Origin of the sequence: Dokdonia sp. Hel_I_63, assembly GCF_007827285.1 — a bacterium.
Lineage (GTDB): Bacteria > Bacteroidota > Bacteroidia > Flavobacteriales > Flavobacteriaceae > Dokdonia.
The window spans coordinates 1400773-1422989 of sequence record NZ_VISD01000001.1 but is presented as its reverse complement, the minus strand read 5'-3'; the positions used below and the strand labels follow the sequence as shown (position 1 = coordinate 1422989).

Genomic DNA, 22217 nt, shown 5'->3' with positions numbered 1-22217 from the left:
TCTAGTCAACCTCACACACTAAATTATAATCCTCTTGAAAACGACCTTCACCATCATATTCATTTGTTTCTTTTCTATTTTTTGCAAAGCGCAAACACCTATTACTTCACAAACTCAAGACACCTTGAGTGTTTTAAAACTAGCATTGTACGATACAAAAGTTATGCTCAAAGGTATAGGTCACGCATACACAGGGCCTCTACGATGGAAAAAAGATGACTGGATTGTGGCTGGTACCATTGCTGGAGGAACAGCACTACTCTATTTTGTGGATGATGATGTAAATGATTTTTTTTCAAAAAGAAGTGATGATTTACCAGGAGTACTAGACGAGGTTGGAGAACGTGGGGGTAGTCCGCAGGTAATATATGGTCTGACCGCTGGAACATATTTATTTGGATTATTTACTAAAAACCAAAAGGTACGCAGAGCAGGAGCTTTGATGACTTCTTCGGCAGTTACAGCTGGACTGTTACAAACCATTCTCAAAGCCTCTACAGGTAGAAGCAGACCAGAAAACGGCAAAGGTAAATTTGAATTTAACCCTTATAGCGGAATGGCGGGCTTTAGATCATTTCCTTCTGGCCATACTATACTATCTGTTACAATGGCGCATGCAATTGCAAAGCAATTTGACAATACTTGGGTAAAAGTTGGCGTGTACGCCTTAGGATCTATTGCACCTTTGCAAAGAATTTGGGGAGGAGCCCATTGGCTTACAGATGTTGCCCTTAGTGCTGCATTGAGTATTGTTATTGTAGATTCTATAGACAACTACATGAACAAAAGCAACGTCTATCCCGACGGAACTAAAAAGAATAAAATCACTTGGAATTTTAATGTAGGTCTAGGTCGTGCCGGGATATCAGGTACTTTCTAAATTATACTTTAGTTCGCTCTTCTTGTTGTGCTTTTATAATAAGTACCAACATAGACAACCTACCAATCACAAAGGTAAAAAGACCAAATAGCGTACAAAGCAATGCTACTTTAAGTCCGCCTGCCATCATGGGTTGCGATATATTACCGCTTCCTTCTATGGCATCAAAAGCTGTAATTAAACCCAAGGTAGAACCTAGAAAGCCCCACATCATTGCAAATAAACTAAGGTGACTTATAATTTCTGAGGTTGCTCTCTTAGCTCTTTTTCCCATGAGAGAAATTACAAGTAGCGCGATAATTGCAATAATTACAACTAGAATAGGATACATAAATAATGGCCCTCCCTCGTTCATGCGATCAATTAATTGTGACATAGTGTATAGTATTAATGGTTAATATATTTCTTTTGATATTAAATGATTGAAAATAACATGCTGGGCAAGTTATTCGTAAACGTTTATGAGGTAAATATATAACTGTATTACAATGCTCATTTATAAACTCGACCAACTTCCATTATAACACACATTATAACCTAATAAGCCTTTTAAGTGGTTACTCGCTTGGTAAAAGTGTTATTCCCATAATGAATCTCGTCGTTCATCTCAAAAAATTAAATCGTTCTTATATTTTTCTCATCTTTGAAAGATGTATGAATTCAAGCTTAAAAATCTTGCGATTATCCCATTACATATTATACTGTGGATAGTCGTATGGCTATTTTACATTTACTTTTTTAGCTATGCAGCAGCAAATGAAGAATTTGTCTTATACTTTGCAACAAGTCTTTTGCCAATAACGATTACAGTAACTTATATTATAGCCTACTATTTAATTCCAAAGTTCTTGCTTGAAAAGCGCTATCTACTATTTAGCACCTACTTACTGTACACCATGGTTGGCTCGCTATTTCTTATTATCATTATCACTTTTATCAACTTCATATTTTTATCTAATTATGATATGAAGCAAATGCCATTACTCACTCGTAATTTTCTATTTGTATTCATACTTGTCTATATAATTGCTGGATTGGTATCACTTGTTCAAGTACTGCGATACAACTACAAAGCGATTAATCGAAATACCGCGTTAGAAAAGAAACTTCTAGAAGGTCAACTTACGCTCAAAGAGAAAGAACTTTATTACCTAAAAGAGCAAATCCACCCTCATTTTCTATTCAACACACTAAATATTATTTATGGCGCAGCACTAACAGAGTCTAAAGATACTCCTGACTTGATTTTAAAATTGTCCAATCTGCTCGATTATACTCTTAATCAGATTGAGAAAAAAACTGTTGCAATCTCTGAAGAGGTTCTCTACATATCTTCTTATATAGGACTAGAGCAAGTGCGCTTTAGAGACACATTAAAAGTTTCATTCTCAAAAAAAATAGACAACGACATACAAGTGCCGCCAATGTTATTTATTGCATTTATTGAAAATGCATTTAAACATGGCAGTCCACATGACAGTATATTACACATCGCAATATCTCTTGAAGTCAATGTCAACCAACTACATTTTTCCATAAAAAATACTATCAAAGAAGATCCCTCTCCAAAAGAAAATCATGGGCTAGGAATGCAAAATAGTATCAAGAGGTTGGATACTTTATATCCAGACGCTTATACTCTTAACACCCACACTTCAAAAGGATGGTATTACCTTGAGCTAATTATCAACATAAACTAATGGAAACTTATCAAGCGATTATTATAGATGACGAGCCCATGGCTCGTGAGATTTTAGAAAATCATCTTGCTAAAATAACTCAAGTGAATGTAGTTGCTGTTTGCAAAAATGCAACCGAAGGCTTCAGCGCTCTAAGTAAGCATGATGTTGATCTCGTCTTTCTAGATATAAATATGCCAGAGGTTACCGGACTTATGTTTGCCAAGGCAATTCAAGGAACAACAAAAATAATTTTTACTACTGCTTATCGAGAATATGCCGTAGAAGGGTTTGACTTACAAGCGGTAGATTACCTACTTAAGCCTATATCCCTAGAGCGCTTAATGAAGGCTTTACAGAAGTTTTATAAGGAAGTGAGTCCAAAAGTTGAGAGTACAAATCAAGAAACCTTTAGCTTTTTTCGCTCTGATCGTAAAATGATAAAAGTAGACTTCAACAATATACTTTACATAGAAAGCATAGGTGATTACTTGAAAATACACACCACAAATGACGTTATCGTCACTAGGGAAACCCTACTTGCCACTCTAGAAAAACTACCCGCTACCCTATTTTTGAGAACACATAGATCATATGTGGTTGCGATAAGTAATATTGAAAGTTTTACAAACGAACATATTAATATTAATAATAAAGCAATTCCTATCAGCCGTAGCTACCGTGACCAAGTACTTAGCATATTAAACCGCATAAAATAATGTAGTTTATTATGTACCTTTGCAAGCCTTAAAAAATCATTACGACAAAGATTAAAAAGGTGCTTATTATGCTTTCGCGAAAGCGTAATAAATTCCATTAAAAGGATTGCAGATTACTATGAAAACAGATTTAGATAGAGGAATACAAGTAGACGACGCCAGTCTTCTCAACGAAGAAATAGGCGATAATCACGTTGCTACAAGTGCTATTACACCATTGCGTGATGATGCTTTTGAGATGAGTAACGCAGATAAAATGGCGAGCATTCAAGAAGATGTTGCACATATTATGCAAACACTAGGTCTTGACATGACTGATGATAGCCTTAAAGGTACTCCAAAGCGTGTGGCAAAAATGTTTGTAAACGAGATCTTCGCAGGTTTACATCCAGATAATAAACCTAAGGTTTCCGTTTTTGATAATAACTATAAGTATGGAGAGATGCTTGTAGAAAAAAATATTACAGTGTACTCTACCTGTGAGCATCACTTACTACCTATTGTAGGTCGTGCACACGTGGCTTACATTTCTAACGGAACTGTTGTAGGTCTTAGTAAAATGAATCGCATTGTAGATTATTATGCAAAGCGTCCTCAAGTACAAGAGCGCCTTACTATGCAGATTGTGCAAGAATTACAACGCGCAATGGGAACAGAAGATGTAGCCTGCGTTATCGATGCAAAGCATCTCTGTGTAAATAGTAGAGGAATAAGAGACATCGAGAGCAGCACAGTTACTAGCGAGTTTGGTGGTAGATTTAAAGATGCTGCTACTCGCAGAGAATTTTTAGATTACATCAAGCTAGACACAGATTTTTAAGAAGCTACAACTTGCTTATAAATACTTATAAAAAAGCGGTTTCTTTTTAGTTACCGCTTTTTGAGTTTTACAATTAAGATATTTACCTTCGTCACACACACATAAATAGCACATAAAATGCCATTATACCAAGATCAAGAACTTACAGTTTACAATTCCCTTTCGGGAAAAAAGGAACTTTTTAAACCCCTTCTTGAAGGATATGTAGGCATGTACGTTTGTGGTCCTACCGTATATAGCAATGTACACTTAGGTAACGTACGTACTTTTATGAGCTTTGATATGATTTTTAGATATCTCAAGCACCTTGGATATAAAGTGCGATATGTGCGTAACATCACAGATGCTGGTCACCTTACAGATGATGCAGATCAAGGAGAAGATAAGATTGCAAAAAAGGCGAGATTAGAAAAAATCGAACCTATGGAAGTTGTGCAGAAATACACACTAGACTTTCATGATATTCTCAATAAATTCAACTTCTTACCTCCTAGTATTGAACCTACAGCTACAGGTCATATTATCGAGCAAATGGAAATCATTAAGAAAATCATAGATAATGGTTATGCTTATGAAAAAAATGGCTCTGTATATTTTGATGTTGTAAAGTTTAATAAAGACCATGAGTACGGTAAACTTTCTGGCCGCAAGCTAGAAGATATGATTGCAAATACTAGGACTCTCAACGCACAAGATGAAAAAGAGAACCCTCAAGACTTTGCACTCTGGAAGAAAGCAGAACCACAGCACATCATGCGCTGGCCCAGTCCCTGGGGAGATGGCTTTCCAGGATGGCACTTGGAGTGTACTGCTATGAGTACAAAATACTTAGGAGACCAGTTTGACATACACGGTGGAGGTATGGATTTAAAGTTCCCTCACCATGAGTGTGAGATTGCACAAAACGAGGCAGCCCTAGGTACCGAACCCGTGCGCTACTGGCTTCACGCAAATATGCTCACTCTCAACGGACAGAAAATGGCCAAAAGTACCGGGAACAGTATTAATCCTGGGGAGATATTTTCTGGAGATAGCGAGCATCTCTCTAAAGGATTTGCTCCTAGTGTTGCGAGATTCTTTATACTTCAAACAAGCTATCGTAGCATCATGGATTTTTCTAATGACGCTTTACTTGCTAGTGAGAAAGGCTTTCATAGACTTATGGAAGCACTCAAAATAGCAAAAAATCTTACGGTTTCTAAGGAAAGTAGCTTTGATGTGACAGCATGGAAGCAATCTTGCTACAATGCCATGAATGATGATTTTAATACACCTATTCTCATAGCACAACTTTTTGAAGCTGTCAAGCAAATCCATTTAATAAAAGATGGCAAGGCGACAATCACAGCCGAAGATTTGAAACTTCTACTAGACACTCTTGAAGCTTTTGTTTTTGACGTTTTAGGACTTGAGGATAATAACGCTTTCGCGAAAGCGGACGATTCAAAACTCAATGGAACCGTTGAACTACTAATAAAGCTGCGCAAAGAAGCTAGAGAAAACAAAGATTTTGCCTTAAGTGACAAAATACGCGATGAACTTATTGAACTAGGAATACAACTGAAGGATAGTCGAGAAGGTACAAGCTTTTCGGTAAACTAATGGTTTCTATCAAGAAAATAGCCATTGCTCCATTTTTAGGACTTATCTGGTTTTATCAAAAATTCATCTCTTCATGGACGCCAAGCTCGTGTCGCTATAGCCCTACTTGCTCGAGTTACACAAAAACGGCACTAGAAAGACACGGACTTATCACTGGAGGCTGGTTATCTATCAAGAGAATATTTTCTTGCCACCCATGGGGCGGTCAAGGATATGACCCAGTTCCCGAAAAAGAAGAATTAAATAATACATAAAGACTTTTAGTATCTGCTATTAAGGTTTTAAATTGCTTATTGAAAATAAACAACACACTCGATCTACTGTGGAAACACTAACTAATGATCTGAGTAGCTAACAATCCCAATATATGCTTGCATTAAAATTTACATGGAATCCAATATCAGGACTTGACCTAGGCTTTATTACCATCCATTTTTATAGTTTAATGTTTGTAGTTGCATTCTCATTAGGTTTTTACCTGATGAAGAAGATGTTTATACGTGAAGGAGTTGCTATTGAAAAATTAGACAGTCTATTTATTTATGCTGTAGTCTCAATTCTATTAGGAGCACGACTAGGTCACGTATTCTTTTATCAAACAGAATTACTTTGGGAAGATCCGCTATCTGTATTATTACCTTTTAGGTTTGTCCCAGAATTTGAATTTACCGGGTTTAGAGGACTTGCTAGTCACGGAGCTGCGATTGCTACTATTTTTGGATTGTACCTGTACAACAAAAAGGTTTTGCATAAATCGGTTTTATGGATCTTAGATCGCGTAGTTATTACCTGTGCATCAGGAGCTGTGTTTGTACGTATAGGTAACTTTTTGAACTCAGAAATGGTAGGAAAAATTACAGACAGCAACTTAGGTATTCAATTTGTTCAAGACGAAATTTCTGAACGCCGAGCAGTATCGCTTACTAATATTCCAAACCCAGCACAAGCATACCAAGCACTTACAAGCGACCCACAATTTGCAGATATTATAAGCACCATTCCTTTTAGGTATCCTGGACAGCTTATGGAGGCTTTTGGTTATGTATTTGTATTCCTAATCCTATTTGTTCTGTATTGGAAGACAGATGCTCGTAAAAAGTCAGGATTCTTATTCGGTCTATTCTTATTACTTCTAATGGGCGTACGTTTTATAGTAGAAAACTTTAAGCGTGAGCAAGTAGAAAATCGTGAAGATTGGATTTTTAATCTGAACACAGGTCAAGTATTGAGTATACCCTTTATAATTATAGGCTTATACTTTGTTATAACATCATTTACTAAAAAGTCATCTTATGAAGCTTCGTAACGCTGCTTATATTTCACTTTTCTCACTTCTTATTGCTGGAGTGAGTTGTAAAGAAAACACAAATACTGATAGTATTATATCTATCGAAAAACCAGCTTTTAATAAAGAAGGAGAGCTTACACTTATCAAAGCTTCTGGTCAAGTAATACGCACGATAGATATTGAAGTAGCAGATACTGCATACGAGCAGGAAGTTGACCTTAAGAATAGAGATAGACTCAAGTCACACCAAGGAGTTCTTTTTCTATATCCACAAGAAGAGTTAAGAGGATATTATATGACAGATATTAGGTTTCCTTTAGACCTTATACATATCAATGCAGAAAATGTGATTGTGAGCTTTTCTGAAAACACAATGCCTTTAGATGATAAGACCTTCTTACCCTCACAAGTGCCGTCACAACTAGTTTTGAAGATCAACGGTGGCTTATCTGAAGAATGGGTTATTGAGGTAGGAGATCGCGTAGAATGGAAGTTTCTTTAATATACACTTTACAACGTAGCTTAAGTTAATACAAAACCCTCTAAACAGAGGGTTTTTACATTTACAGACTATTCAGACTATTCAGTAAATCTGTTCATAAACAACACAGACAGCGCCGTCATGCTATAAAAAGAACCATAACATGTCTGTCAAGTAACCGTAGCAGCCTTATGTTATTGACAACGATTATATCCCTATCAAATCTTATGCAACAAAAAACCCGCTTCTATTAAGAAGCGGGTTTTAAAATATTGTATAGTATAACTTATTTCTTAGCTAAGAAATCGCTTACTTGGTCTGGAGCCATTACTGCCTCCACAAATGTATAAGCTCCAGATTTTGGAGACTTTACCATTTTTATCGCTTTAGTTAAACGCTTTGATCCTGTCTGTAAAGATGCTACTGATTTCTTTGCCATAACTTATTTGATTTCTTTATGAACAGTCATCTTCTTCAATACGTTGTTGAATTTCTTCAACTCCATACGGTCCGGTGTGTTCTTTTTGTTTTTAGTCGTGATATATCTTGACGTACCTGGTTGACCAGTCGCTTTGTGCTCAGTGCACTCTAAGATTACCTGTACTCTATTCCCTTTCTTTGCCATCTCGGTGTTTCTTTATGGGATTATTTAGTTAAGAACCCGTTTGCGCGTGCCTCTTTAACAACCGCATCGATTCCTTTCTTATTGATATTCTTTAACGCAGACGTTGATACTTTCAACGTGATCCACTTATCTTCTGCTGGAAGGTAAAAACGTTTTTTCATAAGATTCACGTTAAATTTACGCTTCGTCTTATTCATCGCGTGGGAAACATTATTTCCGACCATCGCTTTCTTACCTGTAAGCTCACAAACTCTAGACATTCCTAAAACTTTAAATAGTTATTTCAAAACAGGCTGCAAAAATACGTAATTTTATATCTCACAACAAAACTTATTGGTAGTTTTTTTTCTGTTTCTTCAAGTGACTTTCACTTTTATTTACTTTTACTCTTTAATTCACCTCGCACAAGCACTGAAATGGCACTTTTTCACGAAAGCGTACTCTTAATATAACATCTACTTAGAGAGTAATTCTTCCTTAAGTAACTCTAAGGCTTTATTTACAGCCTTGCCTATTACTCGCTCTCTGTGATTACCCATCATGAAATGATGCGCCGTAACACCGTTCTCTGTAGCAATACCTATATAAACCGTTCCCACCTCTGCATCACTATCTCCTTTTAAAGGCCCTGCGTTACCAGTAGTAGAAATACCTATATCAGATTTATAAAGTTTTCTAGCATTTACAGCCATTTGCTCTGCCACTTGTGCACTTACGACAGAATGCTCTTTAATTACTTCTGGATCTACGCCTAAAATATCAACCTTAGACTGTGTAGCATAAGTGACTAGACTTCCCTTTAAAAATTGCGAAGCACCGCTGTGTGCCGTAAATCGCTCTACCATTTGCCCTCCAGTACAACTCTCTGCTATTGCAAGTGTTTTACCTTTTTCAACAAATAAGCCTGCTACAACTTGCTCAAATTCTCCATCGCTTTCATACCCAACAAAAATGTCGTCTATAAATGGTAAAAGCTTATCTGCTTGTTCTTGCATAGCAACCTCTACCACCTCTTTGTAAAGACCTGAAGTAGATAAACGTAAACGTACTCTACCTAATGAAGGAAGATAAGCTAGCTTAATTTCGGCAGGAAGTTCACTTTCAAAACGCTCTATCCTTTCGGCGATGGCGCTTTCACCCATTCCGTACGTTAAAAACGTTTTATGTAGTATGTAAGGAAGTTTAAACTGCTTTTGTAAACGCGGCAGCACTTCATTTTCCATAAGCCCCTTCATCTCATAAGGAACACCTGGCATAGAGACAAAGATAGTGTTATCATTCTCAATCCACATCCCTGGAGCTGTACCAAATTCATTTACTAGCACTTCTGCCTTTCTAGGCACCATAGCTTGCGTTTTATTTGCATCAAGCATTGGCTTTTTAATATATTCCTTAAAGAGATGCGCTACATGATCTAGTACTCCTTGATTAAACACAAGCTCATCATTAAAGTACTTACATATGGTATGCTTTGTAATATCGTCTTTAGTAGGACCTAGACCGCCTGTAACAATCACAAGATCTGCTCTAGATTGTGCAGCTGCAAAAGCTTCTAGTATATGACTTTCATCATCTTGAATAGAAGTGATCTGATATATAGAAACCCCTATTTTATTGAGAGCAGATGATATATATGCACTATTAGTATCTACAATCTGGCCTATGAGAATCTCATCACCTATCGTTATAATTTCAGCTTTCATTTAAAAATCCTCTTGAAGCTCAGTAATTACAGTACCTAATGTAGAAGTTATATCGTCTAGCTTAGATTGTATTGCAGATGTAGGCTTATTGCTATCACTCCACCTTTCCATAGCTTTGATTTGATCTAATAAATCAATACCAAACATATCGAGATTAGGTTTCATTTTATGCGCAAATTGATATGCCATCTTGTGGTTATTATTCTCAATAGCACTTTGCATGGACTCTAAATCTGGCGGAATTTCTTGTAAGAATGTCGCTACGATAATGCCTACAAAATCCTCATCACCACCAGCAATCTCTCTTACTTTTTCTAGATTATAATGTCTCAACATGTCTTATTTTACGTTTATAGAGAACATCTCTGTTTCTCCTATATATCCTTTTAATTTATCATTCTCTTGTACGCGTGCAACTCCCGCAGGCGTTCCCGTAAATATAACATCTCCTATCTTAAGTGTAAAATACTGAGACACATAACTTATCAAAGCATCTATTTTCCATAACATTTCACTTGTAGAACCTTCCTGAACTATAACACCGTTACTCTCCAATCGAAAAGAAATATCATTTACAGAGTCAAAATCTGACACAGATAACCACTTAGGACTTATCACAGCCGCACCGTCAAAACCTTTGGCCTTTTCCCACGGCAACCCTTTCTCTTTGAGTTGTGCTTGCAAATCACGAGCTGTAAAGTCAATACCTAAACCTATCTCATCATAATACGTGCTAGCATATTTCTGATCTATATACTTTCCTATCTTCTTGATTTTTACAAGAATTTCCACTTCATGATGCACATCATTAGAAAATGGAGGTATCACAAACGGATGTTTACTTAATAAAATAGAAGAATCTGGCTTTAAAAACACCACTGGATGTTCTGGACGCTCATTCTCTAGCTCTGCAATATGCTTTGCATAATTACGACCTATACATATAAGTTTCATAAGTTATGCTTTAGTGTTAAGTTTACGCAGTTTTATAGCCGTAAGCACTTTCTTAGTATAAAGAGGGAAATCTGCATTTTGAATCCAGCCAAAATATCCTGGCTCATTATCTAGCACCTCTTCTACTTTTTTACCTTTATGCTTTCCGAAGGTAAAAATCTCTACATCATCCTTATCGTAGCCTATGAAACCAGCAAAATCTGCTTGTTTCTTACGCGTACTAAAGTCTCCTAAGAATTTCATATCATTCTCTAGCTCATCATATCTGTCAAGCTGTGACTTTAACACCTCATAGGTCGCCCATGTATCGGCAGAGGCGCTGTGCGCATTCGTAAGGTCTTTACCGCAATAAAATTTATAAGCTGCAACAAGTGTGCGTTGCTCCATCTTGTGAAAAATGTTTTGCACATCAATGGCATTACGATTTTTCATATCAAAATCAATCCCAGAGCGCAGTAGCTCTTCTACTAGTAATGGGATATCAAATCTATTAGAATTGAATCCCGCAAGATCTGCATCCTTTATAATATCATAAACATCCTTTGCGCGAGCGGCAAACGTAGGCTTGTCTACCACATCTGCATCGCTTATTCCATGTACCGCAGTTGTTGCCGCAGGGATAGGCACTGTAGGATTTATACGTTCTGTAAACTCTTCTTCCCTTCCATCTGGAAACACCTTTAAAATAGAAATCTCTACGATTCTATCTTTGGCTACATTAATTCCAGTAGTCTCTAGGTCAAAAAAGCAAATCGGTCTTGTAATTTTTAATTGCATGGTACAAAAATACTTGTTTCAATCTACAAAATTAACTCCCGCTTTCATTAAAAATAGGAGATTCTGTATCTTGGTACGTCTTTTGATTTTCAGATAATTATGAAAAATAAATTTTTATTGTTAGCCTTTTTAATGCTCGCTTTCGCGAAAATGGGAAATACACAAACCTCAGCATTTACCACAGATGATGTCTCTGGAGTTTATAGTAAAGGGTTTGAAACCACCTCAGAAAATGCTAAATTTAATACTAGTACAAAATTCACAAGGTCACTTATCCTATCTCCAAATGGCAGATTTGAGTATCACAATTTTAGACAACTCAAAGGTCAAGAAGAAGAGCACTGGTGGGCACGCGGCAACTGGAGACTTGAGGGTAAAGTTGTTTTTTTTACAACCACCAAAGATGATATAAACGATCAATTTACGATTGATTTAAATAATACAAAGGCACGATTCTTCAAGAAGTCACCTCGAAGTAAATCGCCTAAAATTCAGCCAACGTACATTCGATTTTTCGAATCGGATTACTCACTAACTAAGAATTTAAAACTTCCTAAAACAGATGAATAAATTACAACTGTTACTTTTTATAGCCTTGGTGTCAGGGTTTCAATTTTTCGCGAAAGCGCAACTAAACAACACGCCTCCTGTAGAATTGATAGAAGATAAACAACCAAAAAGATGGTTACTCTATGCTCAAAACAATACAGATGAGGAGCAAGAAGCTTTTTTAATCGTGCAAGGAGAAGGCTTTAGAAGAAGTGCTGATAGGCCTGTGATAAAAAAACTTCCTCCTAACTCAAAAGTCCTCATGATTACGCTTATCCCTCTCAAAGGAGTGGAACCCACCTACACTAAGATTTTTACTTACGAGAACGAATTGCAAGACATCTCAACCAGAAAAGGAGCAGACAGAGAGGAGTTTGTAAACATAAGACCCCTAAAGGACGATGAACTCACTGTATTTACGGAGCCAGATTGCGAGAAATGTAAGTTGCTAACAGATTTTTTAAATAAAAATCATTACAAATACCGTGTGCTGGATGTAAGCACTAACAACAAGGTGAATGACTTTATGTTTGATCATCTCAAAAACTCAAGCTATAAAGGAGGGATTATAGATTTACCAGTAGTAATGTTTGAAGGAAGAAAGCACTGGAGCATTGTAGATATTAAAAACTTCATACGTGAGTACGACTGGAAAGGATTAAAAAAAAGCTGATCCTTACGATTCAGATATTAATAACTCCTATAAAACAAGAAAGGCGCAACTCACGTTGCGCCTTTGGCTTATATAATTTTAATCGCTTTACTTATACTTCGCGATTTACATCAAATCCTTCCAGATACTCAGCAACACGTTTTACAAACTGTCCGCCCAGTGCTCCATTTACCACACGGTGGTCATAAGAGTGTGAAAGGTACATTTTCATACGTATCCCGATAAAATCTCCGTCTGGAGTTTCTATCACTGCAGGTACTTTGCGTATGGCTCCTAGCGCAAGAATTGCAACTTGCGGCTGATTGATAATAGGAGTTCCCATGATAGATCCAAAGGTTCCTACATTTGTTACCGTATACGTTCCTCCAGCAGTATCATCTGGTTTTAATTTTCCATCTCTAGCACGTCCCGCAAGATCATTAACAGACTTTGCCATCCCTACAAGATTAAGCTGGTCTGCATTTTTTATTACAGGTACTATAAGGTTACCATCTGGTAAAGCTGCTGCCATACCAAGGTTTATATTTTTACGTTTTATGATCTTATCACCATCTACGGCAATGTTAATCATAGGGAAATCACGTATAGCTTTTGCTACAGCCTCCATAAATATAGGAGTAAAGGTTAAATTCTGACCTTCTTTTGCTTTAAAGCTATCCTTGTGTTTCTTTCTCCAGTTCCAGATGTTTGTTACATCTGCCTCAATAAATGATTGAACGTGTGCACTTGTTTGTACAGATGCTACCATGTGATGCGATATGAGCTTGCCCATACGTGTCATTTCTATGATCTCATCTTCACCATTTACACTTACTGGTGCAACTTTTACTGCAGGAGCAGCCTTAGCAGCAGGCGCTTGTTTTTGTGCAGCTGGCTTAGCCGGAGCTGTACCACGTGTAGAAAGATATGTTACCATATCATCCTTAGTCACTCTACCATCTTTACCTGTACCTGCGATTGCATCAAGCTCTGCTTGATCAATACCTTCTTCCTTAGCCATGTTACGCACCAGTGGCGAGTAAAAACGGTCTCCAGAACTTACAGGAGCAGCTACTGCGTCTTTTGCAGCAGTTACAGTTTGAGCGACTGCAGCAACTGCAACCTCTTCTTCTTTAGTTTCTTTTTGAGCTGGCGCTGGCGCAGCGTCACCGCTTCCTTCACCTTCGGTTTCTATAATAGCAATAGTCTGCCCTACCTCAACAACATCATCTACCTCAAACAGTTTTTCTATTAAAATACCGTCTACTTCACTAGGAACTTCACTATCTACCTTATCTGTAGCGATCTCTATTACAGGCTCATCTGCCTCTATAGTATCTCCTACTTCTTTTAACCAAGTTGTAAGCGTTGCTTCTGCAACACTTTCTCCCATTTTTGGTAGCTTTAATTCAAATCTTGCCATATTCGTAAAATGTAGCTGTTTTTAATACTCGTTTTTGCAAAAATAGTAATTAAATCAATCCAATAGTGATTATAAACTATTAATCTCTATTAAACTCAATCACATCGCCCTTCCCTAGACTACTATTACTGCCTATTGCAAAAGTACCATTTTTAGGAATGATTTTATAGGTAGCACCACTACCTCGATATGTTATAATATCCTTAATTATGTCACTATACGCTACATATGCCGCATCAAAAACAAGCTCTTGCCCTTCCTTAGGAACACACATATCACCTATAACTGTTACAGGTTTTGTTACCGCTTTCGCGAAAGCGTCACTTAAAAATTTATTATCCGTAAGCAACAAATATTCCTGTATGTTATACTTACTACCATCGAGATTAGACTGTAAATATCGTTTATGAAATCCAGCTTTAAACTTGGCTAAACTCACACCAATATTCACAAGAAAACCTTTGAATACATTATCATTAAAGTGCTTTTCATAAAACAATTGCATTGCTCCATAAAAACACTTTCTATAGTGCTCATCCCTTACAGTGCTTTCTCCTTTAAAATGCAATATCGTCTCATCGCCTATGTAGTGATTGCTATAACCTGCCTTTGTTATGGTATATGATAAGTCTATATCTTCTCCAAACATAAAATAGCGCTCATCAAATCCTCCCACTTCCTCATAAAGATTACGAGACATAAACATAAATGCACCCACTAGAATAGCTACTTCACCCCTAGCGTCACTCACTATATGAGTGGCGTAATAAGAGGATCCATAACCCATCATCTTACTCAATGCAACTCTGAGAGTAGGAACATTGCGCTTACTTTCTGGTAAATAAGCCCCTCTACCATTTACAAGACGTACTCCTTGAGCTCCGGTATATTGTTCTTGGGTAGTTATTTTTAGTAAACTCTCAAATACACTCGATGGAACCACTGTATCCGGATTAAGAATACAGATATAAGTTCCTTTTGCTAAGGCAACCCCTTGATTATTTGCAGACGAAAAACCAGCGTTTTTCTTATTGGCAACAATCTTTACGGTAGGAAACTTATCCTTGACCATTTGTACACTGCCATCTACAGAAGCGTTATCTACCACTATAATCTCTGCATCTGTGAAAGCTATTGCATCTTGTACACTGTCTAGACATAACTCTAGGTAGTGCATCACATTATAACTTACAATGATTATGGAGAGTTGCAAAAAGCTTAAAGGAATTTATTATTTATAGTAGTATATAGGTTATACTGACTATTGTGCGACATTTTTAACAAAGCACAATATATTAATTTAATTCTTTAAAGAATTTTCAAAAGGTATGCGATGTAAAATACTTCTACCTAGCGTTACCTCATCTGCATACTCTAGCTCGTCACCCACAGCAATACCTCTAGCAATCGTAGATGTTGCGATATCATAAGCCTCTAGCTGTCTATAAATATAAAAGTTTGTAGTATCTCCCTCCATAGTAGAGCTTAATGCAAAAATCACCTCTTTCACCACTCCGCTTTTTGCTCTATCTATGAGCGAAAAGATATTTAAATCCTGAGGCCCTATACCGTCCAGCGGACTGATTTTACCTCCCAGCACATGGTACAAACCACGATACTGACTCGTATTTTCTATCGCCATTACATCCCTTACGTCTTCTACCACGCAAACTATACTTTCATCTCTATTAGGATTTGAGCATATCTCACATAATGCTACATCTGAGATGTTGTGACACTTTTTACAGAATTTAATAGTATCACGCATCGTATTTAATGCTTCTGTAAGGTGGTGTGTCTGTGTCTCAGGCTGGCGTAATAAATGTAATACTAATCGTAACGCAGTACGCTTGCCTACTCCTGGGAGTTGAGACATTTCATAGACTGCATTTTCAAGAAGTTTTGAAGAGAATTCCATAGTTGTAAAGATAACTCTTTAGTGACGTTATGTAAAAATCACTGAGTTGATAGACGCACTAATTCTTATCCTCCAGTAACGGTACAAATCTAAACTCTCCATATTCCTTTTTCTCAAAAGAAGTCGCCGAGGTTCGTATATAGCGCTGCATAATTTGTGGGTCATCACCTACGGGTATAATAAGCCTACCTCCTATCTTAAGTTGAGCTAGTAACGGTTTTGGAACAAAAGGAGCTCCAGCTGTCACTATAATACTGTCAAAGGGTGCATAAGATGGTAACCCTTTATATCCATCACCAAAACTCAAAAAACGAGGCCTATAGCCAAGCTTAGTAAGAAACAATTTTGTTTTCTTATACAACTCTTGCTGGCGCTCTATAGAATATACTTTGGCTCCCAGCTCACAAAGCACAGCAGTTTGATAACCGCTTCCTGTTCCTATCTCGAGAACTTGATCTCCTTTTTTAATCTCCATTAATTCACTTTGAAAAGCAACTGTATATGGTTGTGAGATGGTTTGATCTGCAGCAATAGGAAACGCTTTGTCTTGATATGCATGATGCTCAAAACTACTATCCATAAAAAAATGACGCGGAATCTTCCCAATAGCATTGAGAACAAGATCATTTGTGATTCCCTTATCTCTCAATATTTGAACAAGTTGGCGGCGTTTTCCTTGGTGGCGAGTAGTGTCTTTCATGGATTACTAAATTAGAAGAAAAGTTGGAAAATCAATATACCTATCTGTAAGATTTTACAACCATTATAAAAAAATCACCTTTGTAGAAAGCTGTATCCTATTAAAAAGTATCTAAAACCTTATTTTTGTATAAAAATCAAACACTATGCTTAAAGCTGGCGTACTCGGTGCTGGACACTTGGGAAAAATACACTTAAAACTTCTTAACCTTTCTGAACACTATGACCTTGTAGGTTTTTACGACACCTCAAAAGAGGTTAGGGATGCCATCTCTCAAGAATTTGGTTACACTGCTTTTGAGACCGAAGAAGATTTAATCAACGCCTGTGATATGGTAGATGTAGTAACTCCTACCACCTATCACTATGCAAGTGCAGAAAAAGTAATCAAAGCTGGAAAGCATCTCTTTATTGAGAAACCAATAACAAACACAGTTGAGGAGGCAGAAAAACTACTCACGCTTGCAAAGGAACATAATGTTTTAGGTCAAGTAGGTCATGTAGAACGCTTCAATCCGGCATTTATGTCTGTGAGCGATTCCATTAAAAGCCCTATGTTTATAGAGGCACATAGACTTGCAGAATTTAACCCTAGAGGAACCGATGTCCCTGTAGTTTTAGACCTTATGATACATGACATTGACGCAATATTAAGCGTGGTAAATAGTCCTGTAAAAAGTGTGAACGCAAGTGGTGTATCTGTCATATCAGAAACTCCAGATATCGCAAATGCCCGCATTGAGTTCGAAAACGGATGCGTCGCAAACCTTACCGCAAGTCGTATCTCTATGAAAAACATGCGCAAAGCACGTTTCTTTCAGAAGGACGCATACATTTCGGTAGATTTTCTTGAGAAAAAAGTAGAAGTTGTAAAGATGAAAGACGCTCCAGAATCTCCAGATGATTTTGCGATGATTCTTCAGAATGCAGAAGGAATCAAGAAGCAAATTTATTTTGACAATCCAGATGTACCTAGCAATAACGCAATACTTGATGAGCTAGACGCTTTCGCGAAAGCAATAAAAGAAAACACCACCCCAATCGTATCATTGAAGGCTGGAACCGAAGCTTTACGAGTAGCAAAAATGATTATTGCAGATTTTTAGAAAACACATATTCAAACATACAACTCCTTGAAAGAGGAAACATACTAAGCACTTCACTTATGAAAAATATAGCAGTTATAGGAGCAGGAACAATGGGTAACGGTATTGCACACACTTTTGCTCAAAGTGGTTACCAAGTTCAACTAGTAGATATCTCTCAAGATTCACTAGACCGTGGGATTAGTACTATCTCAAAAAACCTAGATAGAATGGTTGCCAAAGAGCGTATTACCGCTATAGAAAAGCAGCAAACTCTTGACAACATCACTACGTACACAAACCTTGCAGAAGGTGTTAAGAATGCTGAGCTTGTAGTGGAAGCCGCTACCGAAAATGTAGATTTAAAACTAAAGATTTTTGAATCTCTAGATGCAGCTACAAGTGACTCATGCATACTTGCTACAAACACATCTTCTATTTCAATTACTCAGATTGCGGCTGTTACAGAACGTCCAGACCAAGTAATAGGAATGCACTTTATGAACCCTGTGCCTATCATGAAACTTGTAGAAATCATAAGAGGTTATAATACAAGCGACCTTACTACAAAGACCATCATGGAACTTTCAGAAAAGTTAGGTAAAGTACCTGTAGAGGTTAATGATTATCCTGGTTTTGTAGCAAATCGCATCCTCATGCCTATGATTAATGAGGCTATAGAAACATTATACAACGGTGTGGCTGGCGTATACGAAATAGACACAGTTATGAAACTAGGAATGGCGCACCCTATGGGACCATTACAACTTGCAGATTTTATAGGTCTAGATGTTTGTTTATCTATTCTTGAAGTAATGCACGACGGATTTAAAAACCCAAAATATGCACCTTGCCCGCTTTTAGTAAACATGGTAAGAGCTGGAAAATTAGGAGTGAAGTCTAGTGAAGGTTTTTACGATTATAAAGAAAGTCGCAAGGCAGAGAAAGTCGCAGCAATGTTTGCTTCATAATCTCCACACCACTCAAAGCTCAATAAAGGCGCATTGTTTTGCGCCTTAAGTACATATAACATGGCAAAAATTCTCCCATTCCGTGCGGTAAGACCTACTAGAGATAAAGTAGGGCTGGTTGCTACACGCGCTTACCAATTTTATGATCAAGTAGGACGCGACCACAGAATGGCACAAAATCCGTTCTCATTTTTGCACATTATCAATCCTGGATATAAATTTCAAAAAGAAATTACTGGGAAACAGCGTTTTGAATTAGTACGTAATCGCTATCAAGAATTTAAAGATGATGGTGTTTTTATTAAGGAAGAGCAACCCGCATTCTATATATATAGAATTGTAGATAGAGAGAAAAACACCTTTTGTGGTATTGTCGCTAGCGCTTCTGTAGAAGACTATGAGAATGATGTTATAAAAAAGCACGAAGACACGCTCGAAGATCGCGAGACTCTTTTTACAGAATACTTAGATACTGTGGGCTTTAATGCAGAGGCTGTATTACTTACCTATAAAAATTCTGATGAGATTAAGAGCATTCTCAACAATGTAATGACCAATCGCGCTGAGTATGAGTTTACAACCACCTATCGTGACACGCATTACTTATGGCCAGTAACAGATACACCAACTATAGAAAAGCTGCAACATGCTTTTGCTAGCATGGATAGCCTTTATATTGCAGATGGTCACCACAGATCTTCTTCCTCTGTCCTACTTTCTAAAAAACATACAAAAGATCAAAAGAGCTATCATTCATTTATGAGTTTTCTTATACCTGAATCAGAGTTACTTATTTATGAGTTTAATAGACTTATAAAGGACCTTAATGGCTTAAGTAAGGAAGCTTTTTTAATTGCTCTTGACAGTAAGTTCAGAATTGAAAATCGAGGTAAAACTCCCTATAAACCTTCCAAGAAACATCATTTTAATATGTATCTAGATGGTGAATATTACAGTCTTTACTTGAGACACAGCCTACGTAGCTTTGACACTCCACTAGATAGACTAGACACTCACATACTGTATGAAACGGTGCTCAAACCTATTCTGGGAATCATAGACTTGAGAAATGATGACCGCATAGTATATGTAGATGGCAGACGCGATATTACAAGCTTAACAGACCGTATAGACAATAAGGAATATGCGGTAAGCTTTGGTATGCTACCAGTCACTATAAATGAGTTAAAAGAAATAGCAGACGCTGGATTAAAAATGCCACCAAAAAGTACGTATATTGAACCTAAACTACGCAGTGGCGTAACCATTTACGAATTTTAATGAGTATAGCAGAAAATATCTTACGCTTTCGCGAAAACATTCCTTCACATGTTACTCTTGTAGCTGTTTCAAAAACTAAACCTGTTTCAGACCTTATGGAGGCTTATGAAACTGGGCAACGCATTTTTGGGGAGAATAAGATTCAAGAAATGACAGACAAGTGGGAAGAAATGCCCAAGGATATAGAGTGGCATATGATAGGCCACGTTCAAACAAACAAAGTTAAATTTATGGCTCCATACGTGAGCCTTATACATGCTGTAGATCGTTTAAAACTTATAAAAGAAGTAAACAAACAGGCAGAGGCAAATGACCGAGTGATTGATATTCTTATTCAGATTAAAATTGCTCGTGAAGATTCAAAATTTGGAATGGCTGTTCAAGATGCCGTTAAGCTTTTTGAAGAAAACACATTAGAAAATTATCCCCATGTAAATGTGGTAGGACTGATGGGAATGGCAACTTTTACTGACAACCAGGATCAAATTACGGCAGAGTTTGAGTTACTAGAAGGATTATTTTTACGCTTTCGCGAAAGCGCAAATCTCACCATTCTATCCTCAGGAATGAGTGGTGATTATAAACTCGCAATTGACAAAGGAAGTACCATGATTAGAGTAGGAAGCAGTATTTTTGGTGCTAGATAATTTTAAACACTTGAACTCATTTTTAAAATAACGTAATTCCCTAAAAACTGGAATTTTAAAAAATAGCATATTTACGCAATACTAGACATAGAAACCACTGGCGGTAAGTACAACGAAGAAGGTATTACAGAAATCGCCATTTATAAATTTGACGGACATCAAGTTGTAGATCAATTTATTACTCTCGTAAATCCAGAACGCCCCATACAAGCATTTGTAGTAGGACTTACTGGTATTAATAACGGGATGTTAACAGATGCTCCAAAGTTTCATGAAATAGCAAAGCGTATTATTGAAATCACAGAGGGATGTATTATTGTGGCTCATAATGCCCAGTTTGACTATCGCATTTTAAGTCTAGAATTTGACAGGCTTGGATACCCTTATGAAAGAACGACCTTATGTTCTGTAGAGCTTTCTCAAGAATTACTTCCCGGACATGATAGCTATAGTTTAGGAAAACTAACTAAGACATTAGGAATCGCGATGTCTAACAGACATAGAGCAGATGGTGATGCTATTGCAACTGTCAAACTTTTCAAGTTACTCCTAGAGAAAGACCCAGAAAAGACAATTATAACTAAAGCCATACGCTCTTTCCCAAAAAAGCATATGGACACCAAACTTAAGGACCTTATAAGAAGTGTGCCTTCTGAGACTGGTGTGTACTTTATGCATAATGTAAATGGAACCATCATTTACATAGGCAAAAGTAAAAACATGAAAAAACGTCTTACGCAGCATTTTACTAATGATAATCGTAAGAGTAAGCAAATACAAGATCAGGTAGAAACGGTTACCTACCAGACTACAGGTACTGAACTCATTGCACTTCTAAAGGAGAATGCAGAAATAAAACGTCACAAGCCAAAGTTTAATAGAGCCTTACGTAGAACTAAATTTAAAGTACAACTCACTCACTATACAGACAGTGAAGGTTATATACATCTCAAGACCGAAAGAGCAGATGGTCGCAAGGAATCTATAACAACTTATAGCAACTCTATGAGTGCAAAGGCTAATCTAGAGCGCATTATCGACTCGTATGATTTATGCCAAAACAAGACACTGTACAATGAAAAGAGTGGCAACTGCTTTAATTATACTATTAAAAAATGTAATGGCGCTTGTATAGGGGAGGAATCACCAGAATCATATAACCAGCGTGTGCAAGCTTTTCTAGACAAGCATAGTTACAAAAACAAAAGTATGATAATCGTTGAGCGTGGTCGCACCTCAATTGAACGTTCTGTAGTACTTGTAGAAGATGGTATTTTTGTAGGAATAGGTTATTATAAATCTGATTTCCAACTCAACGACCTTGAATCGCTTAAATCTATTATAACCCCTATGGAAGATAATAGAGATGCTAGACACATTATCCAGAGTTACTGTCGTAGCAGAAAACGACTTAAGATTATTCCGCTAGATCAGATTACTAACTAGCACAGAAAACAGTATTTT

Annotated in this window: 27 protein-coding genes; 15 read left to right on the top strand and 12 right to left on the bottom strand. The window is 37.1% G+C overall.

The genetic code is table 11. The annotated features are described in order from the left end of the window. The first annotated feature begins 34 nt into the window (after positions 1–34). Entirely contained in the window at positions 35–880 is an 846-nt protein-coding gene (locus JM84_RS06345) for a phosphatase PAP2 family protein (RefSeq protein ID WP_144783273.1), read from the top strand. A 1-nt stretch (position 881) separates the two neighbouring features. On the opposite strand, the gene JM84_RS06340 is transcribed toward JM84_RS06345, so the two are convergent. After that, positions 882–1256: a MotA/TolQ/ExbB proton channel family protein gene (locus tag JM84_RS06340; RefSeq protein ID WP_013749881.1), complete on the bottom strand. Its 375-nt coding sequence runs from the start codon at positions 1254–1256 to the stop codon at positions 882–884. 274 nt (positions 1257–1530) lie between these two features. Here JM84_RS06340 and JM84_RS06335 point away from each other — a divergent pair, with 274 nt between their 5' ends. The 7 genes from JM84_RS06335 (at position 1531) to JM84_RS06305 (ending at position 7490) form a co-directional block, all read left to right on the top strand. After that, on the top strand, positions 1531–2580 hold the full coding sequence (locus JM84_RS06335; RefSeq protein ID WP_013749882.1) for a sensor histidine kinase: 1050 nt from the start codon (positions 1531–1533) through the stop codon (positions 2578–2580). Continuing rightward, entirely contained in the window at positions 2580–3278 is a 699-nt protein-coding gene (locus JM84_RS06330; RefSeq protein WP_013749883.1) for a LytR/AlgR family response regulator transcription factor, read from the top strand. Before JM84_RS06335 ends, JM84_RS06330 begins: the two co-directional genes overlap by 1 nt. A 118-nt stretch (positions 3279–3396) precedes the next feature. Then, a complete protein-coding gene (gene folE, locus JM84_RS06325) occupies positions 3397–4098 on the top strand; it encodes a GTP cyclohydrolase I FolE (protein ID WP_013749884.1) in 702 nt (233 codons plus the stop codon). A gap of 117 nt (positions 4099–4215) precedes the next feature. Then, a complete protein-coding gene (gene cysS, locus JM84_RS06320; RefSeq protein WP_013749885.1) occupies positions 4216–5700 on the top strand; it encodes a cysteine--tRNA ligase in 1485 nt (494 codons plus the stop codon). Beyond that, entirely contained in the window at positions 5700–5954 is a 255-nt protein-coding gene (yidD, locus tag JM84_RS06315) for a membrane protein insertion efficiency factor YidD (protein ID WP_013749886.1), read from the top strand. The genes cysS and yidD overlap by 1 nt, the downstream gene beginning before the upstream one ends. A gap of 113 nt (positions 5955–6067) precedes the next feature. Continuing rightward, entirely contained in the window at positions 6068–7006 is a 939-nt protein-coding gene (lgt, locus tag JM84_RS06310) for a prolipoprotein diacylglyceryl transferase (RefSeq protein ID WP_013749887.1), read from the top strand. Beyond that, on the top strand, positions 6993–7490 hold the full coding sequence (locus JM84_RS06305; protein WP_013749888.1) for a DUF192 domain-containing protein: 498 nt from the start codon (positions 6993–6995) through the stop codon (positions 7488–7490). The genes lgt and JM84_RS06305 overlap by 14 nt, the downstream gene beginning before the upstream one ends. A gap of 265 nt (positions 7491–7755) precedes the next feature. Here JM84_RS06305 and JM84_RS06300 read toward each other — a convergent pair whose 3' ends face one another. The 7 genes from JM84_RS06300 to JM84_RS06270 all read right to left on the bottom strand — a co-directional run bounded on the left by JM84_RS06300 (position 7756) and on the right by JM84_RS06270 (position 11528). Then, the gene (locus JM84_RS06300) at positions 7756–7908 is read right to left on the bottom strand and encodes a DUF4295 domain-containing protein (RefSeq protein WP_013749889.1); all 153 of its coding nucleotides are present in this window, start codon (positions 7906–7908) and stop codon (positions 7756–7758) included. 3 nt (positions 7909–7911) lie between these two features. Continuing rightward, positions 7912–8094 carry a 50S ribosomal protein L33 gene (gene rpmG, locus JM84_RS06295; RefSeq protein ID WP_013749890.1) on the bottom strand — a complete coding sequence of 61 codons (183 nt, stop codon included), beginning with the start codon at positions 8092–8094 and terminating at the stop codon, positions 7912–7914. 20 nt (positions 8095–8114) lie between these two features. Then, positions 8115–8354, bottom strand: a complete 240-nt coding sequence (rpmB, locus tag JM84_RS06290) for a 50S ribosomal protein L28 (protein WP_013749891.1) — start codon at positions 8352–8354, stop codon at positions 8115–8117. 195 nt (positions 8355–8549) lie between these two features. Next, positions 8550–9797 (bottom strand): competence/damage-inducible protein A, encoded by a 1248-nt coding sequence (locus JM84_RS06285; RefSeq protein ID WP_013749892.1) that lies wholly within the window; start codon positions 9795–9797, stop codon positions 8550–8552. Further along, positions 9798–10133, bottom strand: a complete 336-nt coding sequence (locus tag JM84_RS06280; protein ID WP_013749893.1) for an Hpt domain-containing protein — start codon at positions 10131–10133, stop codon at positions 9798–9800. Between the two features lie 3 nt (positions 10134–10136). Next, on the bottom strand, positions 10137–10751 hold the full coding sequence (locus JM84_RS06275; protein WP_013749894.1) for a fumarylacetoacetate hydrolase family protein: 615 nt from the start codon (positions 10749–10751) through the stop codon (positions 10137–10139). A 3-nt stretch (positions 10752–10754) separates the two neighbouring features. Next, the gene (locus tag JM84_RS06270; RefSeq protein ID WP_013749895.1) at positions 10755–11528 is read right to left on the bottom strand and encodes a 3'-5' exonuclease; all 774 of its coding nucleotides are present in this window, start codon (positions 11526–11528) and stop codon (positions 10755–10757) included. 99 nt (positions 11529–11627) lie between these two features. On the opposite strand from JM84_RS06270, the gene JM84_RS06265 reads away from it, so the two are divergent. After that, a complete protein-coding gene (locus tag JM84_RS06265; protein ID WP_013749896.1) occupies positions 11628–12098 on the top strand; it encodes a hypothetical protein in 471 nt (156 codons plus the stop codon). Then, positions 12091–12750: a hypothetical protein gene (locus JM84_RS06260; RefSeq protein ID WP_013749897.1), complete on the top strand. Its 660-nt coding sequence runs from the start codon at positions 12091–12093 to the stop codon at positions 12748–12750. Before JM84_RS06265 ends, JM84_RS06260 begins: the two co-directional genes overlap by 8 nt. A 91-nt stretch (positions 12751–12841) precedes the next feature. Here JM84_RS06260 and JM84_RS06255 read toward each other — a convergent pair whose 3' ends face one another. From JM84_RS06255 to JM84_RS06240, 4 genes are all read right to left on the bottom strand, one after another. Then, complete coding sequence (locus JM84_RS06255; protein WP_144783271.1) at positions 12842–14152, bottom strand: dihydrolipoamide acetyltransferase family protein; 1311 nt, start codon at positions 14150–14152, stop codon at positions 12842–12844. A 79-nt stretch (positions 14153–14231) separates the two neighbouring features. Then, positions 14232–15365, bottom strand: a complete 1134-nt coding sequence (locus tag JM84_RS06250; protein ID WP_144783269.1) for a glycosyltransferase family 2 protein — start codon at positions 15363–15365, stop codon at positions 14232–14234. An 87-nt stretch (positions 15366–15452) separates the two neighbouring features. Next, positions 15453–16070: a recombination mediator RecR gene (gene recR, locus JM84_RS06245; protein WP_013749900.1), complete on the bottom strand. Its 618-nt coding sequence runs from the start codon at positions 16068–16070 to the stop codon at positions 15453–15455. Positions 16071–16128: 58 nt separating this feature from the next. Further along, positions 16129–16770, bottom strand: a complete 642-nt coding sequence (locus JM84_RS06240; RefSeq protein ID WP_013749901.1) for a protein-L-isoaspartate(D-aspartate) O-methyltransferase — start codon at positions 16768–16770, stop codon at positions 16129–16131. A gap of 145 nt (positions 16771–16915) precedes the next feature. On the opposite strand from JM84_RS06240, the gene JM84_RS06235 reads away from it, so the two are divergent. The 5 genes from JM84_RS06235 (at position 16916) to JM84_RS06215 (ending at position 22199) form a co-directional block, all read left to right on the top strand. Then, on the top strand, positions 16916–17875 hold the full coding sequence (locus JM84_RS06235; RefSeq protein WP_013749902.1) for a Gfo/Idh/MocA family oxidoreductase: 960 nt from the start codon (positions 16916–16918) through the stop codon (positions 17873–17875). Between the two features lie 59 nt (positions 17876–17934). Further along, entirely contained in the window at positions 17935–18825 is an 891-nt protein-coding gene (locus tag JM84_RS06230; RefSeq protein WP_013749903.1) for a 3-hydroxyacyl-CoA dehydrogenase family protein, read from the top strand. A 60-nt stretch (positions 18826–18885) separates the two neighbouring features. Continuing rightward, on the top strand, positions 18886–20106 hold the full coding sequence (locus JM84_RS06225) for a DUF1015 domain-containing protein (RefSeq protein ID WP_041295594.1): 1221 nt from the start codon (positions 18886–18888) through the stop codon (positions 20104–20106). Further along, positions 20106–20753 carry a YggS family pyridoxal phosphate-dependent enzyme gene (locus JM84_RS06220; RefSeq protein WP_013749905.1) on the top strand — a complete coding sequence of 216 codons (648 nt, stop codon included), beginning with the start codon at positions 20106–20108 and terminating at the stop codon, positions 20751–20753. The genes JM84_RS06225 and JM84_RS06220 overlap by 1 nt, the downstream gene beginning before the upstream one ends. A gap of 69 nt (positions 20754–20822) precedes the next feature. Continuing rightward, a complete protein-coding gene (locus JM84_RS06215) occupies positions 20823–22199 on the top strand; it encodes an exonuclease domain-containing protein (RefSeq protein WP_144783267.1) in 1377 nt (458 codons plus the stop codon). Positions 22200–22217 lie beyond the last annotated feature (18 nt).

Excerpts from the sequence above, each read along its gene's own strand:
- JM84_RS06340 (WP_013749881.1), bottom strand. The coding sequence starts at position 1,256 with ATGTCACAATTAATTGATCGCATGAACGAGGGAGGGCCATTATTTATG.
- JM84_RS06335 (WP_013749882.1), top strand. The coding sequence starts at position 1,531 with ATGTATGAATTCAAGCTTAAAAATCTTGCGATTATCCCATTACATATT.
- JM84_RS06330 (WP_013749883.1), top strand. The coding sequence starts at position 2,580 with ATGGAAACTTATCAAGCGATTATTATAGATGACGAGCCCATGGCTCGT.
- folE (WP_013749884.1), top strand. The coding sequence starts at position 3,397 with ATGAAAACAGATTTAGATAGAGGAATACAAGTAGACGACGCCAGTCTT.
- cysS (WP_013749885.1), top strand. The coding sequence starts at position 4,216 with ATGCCATTATACCAAGATCAAGAACTTACAGTTTACAATTCCCTTTCG.
- yidD (WP_013749886.1), top strand. The coding sequence starts at position 5,700 with ATGGTTTCTATCAAGAAAATAGCCATTGCTCCATTTTTAGGACTTATC.
- lgt (WP_013749887.1), top strand. The coding sequence starts at position 6,068 with ATGCTTGCATTAAAATTTACATGGAATCCAATATCAGGACTTGACCTA.
- JM84_RS06305 (WP_013749888.1), top strand. The coding sequence starts at position 6,993 with ATGAAGCTTCGTAACGCTGCTTATATTTCACTTTTCTCACTTCTTATT.
- JM84_RS06300 (WP_013749889.1), bottom strand. The coding sequence starts at position 7,908 with ATGGCAAAGAAATCAGTAGCATCTTTACAGACAGGATCAAAGCGTTTA.
- rpmG (WP_013749890.1), bottom strand. The coding sequence starts at position 8,094 with ATGGCAAAGAAAGGGAATAGAGTACAGGTAATCTTAGAGTGCACTGAG.
- rpmB (WP_013749891.1), bottom strand. The coding sequence starts at position 8,354 with ATGTCTAGAGTTTGTGAGCTTACAGGTAAGAAAGCGATGGTCGGAAAT.
- JM84_RS06285 (WP_013749892.1), bottom strand. The coding sequence starts at position 9,797 with ATGAAAGCTGAAATTATAACGATAGGTGATGAGATTCTCATAGGCCAG.
- JM84_RS06280 (WP_013749893.1), bottom strand. The coding sequence starts at position 10,133 with ATGTTGAGACATTATAATCTAGAAAAAGTAAGAGAGATTGCTGGTGGT.
- JM84_RS06275 (WP_013749894.1), bottom strand. The coding sequence starts at position 10,751 with ATGAAACTTATATGTATAGGTCGTAATTATGCAAAGCATATTGCAGAG.
- JM84_RS06270 (WP_013749895.1), bottom strand. The coding sequence starts at position 11,528 with ATGCAATTAAAAATTACAAGACCGATTTGCTTTTTTGACCTAGAGACT.
- JM84_RS06265 (WP_013749896.1), top strand. The coding sequence starts at position 11,628 with ATGAAAAATAAATTTTTATTGTTAGCCTTTTTAATGCTCGCTTTCGCG.
- JM84_RS06260 (WP_013749897.1), top strand. The coding sequence starts at position 12,091 with ATGAATAAATTACAACTGTTACTTTTTATAGCCTTGGTGTCAGGGTTT.
- JM84_RS06255 (WP_144783271.1), bottom strand. The coding sequence starts at position 14,152 with ATGGCAAGATTTGAATTAAAGCTACCAAAAATGGGAGAAAGTGTTGCA.
- recR (WP_013749900.1), bottom strand. The coding sequence starts at position 16,070 with ATGGAATTCTCTTCAAAACTTCTTGAAAATGCAGTCTATGAAATGTCT.
- JM84_RS06240 (WP_013749901.1), bottom strand. The coding sequence starts at position 16,770 with ATGAAAGACACTACTCGCCACCAAGGAAAACGCCGCCAACTTGTTCAA.
- JM84_RS06235 (WP_013749902.1), top strand. The coding sequence starts at position 16,916 with ATGCTTAAAGCTGGCGTACTCGGTGCTGGACACTTGGGAAAAATACAC.
- JM84_RS06230 (WP_013749903.1), top strand. The coding sequence starts at position 17,935 with ATGAAAAATATAGCAGTTATAGGAGCAGGAACAATGGGTAACGGTATT.
- JM84_RS06225 (WP_041295594.1), top strand. The coding sequence starts at position 18,886 with ATGGCAAAAATTCTCCCATTCCGTGCGGTAAGACCTACTAGAGATAAA.
- JM84_RS06220 (WP_013749905.1), top strand. The coding sequence starts at position 20,106 with ATGAGTATAGCAGAAAATATCTTACGCTTTCGCGAAAACATTCCTTCA.